The sequence below is a fragment of the Dietzia sp. SLG310A2-38A2 genome (assembly GCF_014145095.1).
Classification (GTDB): Bacteria; Actinomycetota; Actinomycetes; order Mycobacteriales; family Mycobacteriaceae; genus Dietzia.
In genome coordinates this window covers 4,519-7,812 of record NZ_JAALDX010000485.1, presented here as the reverse complement: position 1 = coordinate 7,812, position 3,294 = coordinate 4,519, and the positions used below count along the sequence as shown (strand labels likewise).

Here is a 3,294-nt window from a genome sequence, read left to right as displayed (position 1 = left end):
GGCCAGACTCGCCGGCGCCAGCGCACTCACCGACGTCAGCGACGGCCTGATGCGCGACCTGTCGGGGATGGCGCGGGCCTCCGGCGTCGCTGCGGACCTCGTCGTCGACGCGCTTCCCGTCGACCCCCGCCTGGGCGAGGCCGCCGCCGTCCTGGGTCGTCCCGATCCGGAGGCGCAGATCGCGGACTGGATCCTCGACGGCGGCGAGGACCACGGTCTGCTTGGCACCTTCCCGCCCGGGACGACCGTCCCCCCGGGTTTCACCGTCATCGGGACGATCCACGAGGGAGACCCCGGAGCGGTCTCCCTCGACGGGCACCCGCGGGCCCCCGGGGGCTGGGACTCCGCACGGGGTGCGAACTAGTCTGGCCGTATGGCTGTCTACGCACTCGGAGACCTCGAACCCGACATCGCCCCCGACGCCTGGGTGCACCCCGACGCCGTGGTGATCGGCCGCGTCCGCCTGGGACCGGGCGTGTCCGTGTGGCCGACCGCCGTCCTCCGCGGCGACTACGGGCGCATCGAGGTCGGCGCCATGACCAATATCCAGGACGGCACGATCGTCCACTGCACGGAGTCGGAACCGACGTTGTTCGGGGAGCACTGCATCGTGGGGCACAACGCGCACATCGAGGGAGCGACCATCGGGGACGGTGCCCTGATCTCCTCCGGGTCGATCGTGCTCAACGGCGCGGTGATCGGCGCCGGGGCGGTCGTCGCCGCCGGGTGTCTGGTCCCGCCCCGGTTCGAACTCCCCGCCGCGCGCATGGCGATGGGAGCCCCCGCGAGGATCCGCGAGGGGTACGAGGTGGACCCGGCGATGCTCGAGGGGAACACGCAGAAGTACCACGACAACGCGATGCGGTACCGGTCCGAGCTCCGACGGATCGACTGACCGGGTGGCGGGGAACGAGTCGGGTCGGCCTGCACTGGGGGAGGTCGTCGACCCGGGGTGGGCGAGCGCGTTGGCGCCGGTGGAGGACCGCATCCACCACATGGGCGACTTCCTCCGCGAGGAGGACTCCGCGGGCCGCGGATACCTCCCGGAGGGGGACCGGATCCTGCGGGCCTTCACCCAGCCGTTCGACGACGTCCGCGTCCTGATCGTGGGTCAGGATCCGTATCCGACGCCCGGGCACGCCGTCGGCCTGAGCTTCGCCGTGGACGGTCACGTCCGCCCCCTGCCGCGGAGCCTGGTCAACATCTACCGTGAGTACTCCGACGATCTAGGACTGTCGGCCCCCCGGCACGGCGACCTGAGCTCCTGGGCCGGGAGCGGGATCCTCCTGCTCAACCGGGTCCTCACGGTGACGCCGGGGCAGCCGGCCTCCCACCGAGGGAAGGGATGGGAGGAGGTCACCGGGCGCGCGATCGAGGCGCTGGTGGAGCGCGGCCGTCCGCTGGTGGCAATTCTCTGGGGGCGCCAGGCACAGTCCCTGGCGCCGATGCTCGGGGACACCCCGGTCATCGCCTCCGCCCACCCCTCGCCCCTGTCGGCCTCGCGCGGGTTCTTCGGTTCCCGACCGTTCAGCCGCGCGAACGACGAGCTGCACGGGCTCGGCGTGGACCGCGTCGACTGGCGACTGCCGGACCTGCCGGAGCAGACGTAGAGCCGGGCTCAGGCCCCACCGAAGCGCGGTGCGCGCTCAGGCCTCACCGAAGCGCGGTGCGCGCTTGGCGACGAACGCGTCCACTCCCTCGATCCCGTCGGGCGACACCGCCAGCGCCGCGATGGAGTCCCGCTCGGCGTCGAGCTGCTGCGCGAGAGTCCTTTCACCAGACCGTCGCAACAGCTCCTTGGTGGCGGCGTAGGAGGCACGCGGGCCCGCCGCGAGGCGGACCGCCAGCTCACGAGCCGTGGTGGAGACGTCCTCCTCGGTGAAGGTGGTGAGCAGTCCGATCCCGTAGGCCCGCGACCCGTCCAGCGGCTCGTTGCCGAGGATGAAGGCCCGGGCCGCCGCGGGCCCGATCGCGCGGGGCAACCTCCAGGACATCCCACCGTCCGGCGACAGGCCGATTCCCGGGTAGGCCGCGAGCAGGCGGGTGTCCGGGCCCCCGACGGAGAAGTCGGCGGCCAACGCGAGGGAGAGTCCGGCCCCCGCGGCCCAGCCGGCCACCGCGGCCACCACCGGCACAGGTGCCTCTTCCAGTTGCCTGACCACACCGTGCAACCGGTCGGCCAGTTCGCGAACGTGCTCCGAGCGGTCCTCGGCCGCGGCGAAACCGGGCACGTTCCCTCCCGCGCAGAAGTTCCTGCCCAGGCCCACCAGGAGGATCGCGCCGGCATCGATCTCGCCGGCGAGGAGAGCGGTCAGTGCGGTGCCGGCCTGGGTGACGGCGTCGGAGTCCAGTGAGTTCCCCCTGCTCTCGAGGGAGATGGGGATGGTGAGCACACCGTCCTCGAGGGTGACGAGGGGAGTGGCGTTCAGGGCAGAGGTCATCTGGGCTCCAGGGAGTGGTACGGGCCGTCTCGGCCTGTTCGACGGCTGTCGCAAGGTGAGGGTACTAGGCTTGGCCGCGCCGACCGACGGAGTCGGACCGTTGGGGTGAACGGACGCCGAGGAGGGGTGATGGCACAGGAGTCGACGAGTGTCGAGGAACGTCCGTCATCACTGGACGCCCACGGGCTGCTGGGGTGGGCGCGTCGGTGTGTGGAACATCTGGCGACCCACCGCGAGGAGATCAACGCCCTCAACGTCTTCCCGGTGCCGGACTCCGACACCGGGACCAACCTGCTCTACACGATGAGAGCCGCGGTCGACAGGGCCGAGGGCGAGGAGGCGTGGATCGCCGAGGGTGGGGGAAGTGCCGGCGCCCGCGAGATCGCCGTGGCGCTCGGTCACGGGGCCGTCCACGGTGCGCGGGGTAACTCCGGCGTCATTCTGTCCCAGGTTCTCCGGGCGGTCGGCGAGGCGGCGACCTTCACCGTCGTCGACGCCTCCACCTACCGGCGAGCACTCCGGACGGCTGTCACCCTCGTCGATCATGCGCTCAGCGATCCGGTGGAGGGCACCATCGTGACCGTGCTGCGGGAGGCCGCCGGGGGCGCCGGTAGGTCGTCGGCCTCCTCGCTCGTCGAGGTGGCACGGGCGGCTGCGGATGCGGGGGCAGAGGCCCTCGACCGCACCACGTCGCAGTTGCCCGCGCTGGCCCGGGCAGGGGTCGTGGACGCGGGCGGCAGAGGCCTGCTGGTGTTGCTGGACACGATGGTCGAGGTACTCGGGGGACAGGCGCCGGAGCGACCGGACTACTTCGTCCCCGAGGACCCGTTCACCGAGCCGTCCGCGCAGTGTG

General features: G+C 72.0%; 4 protein-coding genes and 1 pseudogene. 4 read left to right on the top strand and 1 reads right to left on the bottom strand.

Features of this window, described 5'->3' with window-relative positions; all coding sequences use genetic code 11:
• The 3 genes and pseudogenes from G6027_RS15750 to G6027_RS15740 all read left to right on the top strand — a co-directional run.
• A pseudogene (locus G6027_RS15750) lies at nt 1-364 on the top strand (thiamine-phosphate kinase); the annotation flags it as partial.
• Between the two features lie 9 nt (nt 365-373).
• Nucleotides 374-895 carry a gamma carbonic anhydrase family protein gene (locus G6027_RS15745; RefSeq protein WP_182637986.1) on the top strand — a complete coding sequence of 174 codons (522 nt, stop codon included), beginning with the start codon at nt 374-376 and terminating at the stop codon, nt 893-895.
• A gap of 4 nt (nt 896-899) precedes the next feature.
• A complete protein-coding gene (locus G6027_RS15740) occupies nt 900-1,610 on the top strand; it encodes a uracil-DNA glycosylase (protein ID WP_182637985.1) in 711 nt (236 codons plus the stop codon).
• A 36-nt stretch (nt 1,611-1,646) separates the two neighbouring features.
• Here the strand turns inward: G6027_RS15740 and G6027_RS15735 are convergent, their stop codons facing one another.
• The gene (locus G6027_RS15735) at nt 1,647-2,441 is read right to left on the bottom strand and encodes an enoyl-CoA hydratase-related protein (protein WP_182637984.1); all 795 of its coding nucleotides are present in this window, start codon (nt 2,439-2,441) and stop codon (nt 1,647-1,649) included.
• Nucleotides 2,442-2,570: 129 nt separating this feature from the next.
• On the opposite strand from G6027_RS15735, the gene G6027_RS15730 reads away from it, so the two are divergent.
• Nucleotides 2,571-3,294 (top strand): DAK2 domain-containing protein (locus G6027_RS15730; protein WP_182637983.1); only part of this gene is annotated, 724 nt, incomplete at its 3' end.

Excerpts from the sequence above, each read along its gene's own strand:
- G6027_RS15745 (WP_182637986.1), top strand. The coding sequence starts at position 374 with ATGGCTGTCTACGCACTCGGAGACCTCGAACCCGACATCGCCCCCGAC.
- G6027_RS15735 (WP_182637984.1), bottom strand. The coding sequence starts at position 2,441 with ATGACCTCTGCCCTGAACGCCACTCCCCTCGTCACCCTCGAGGACGGT.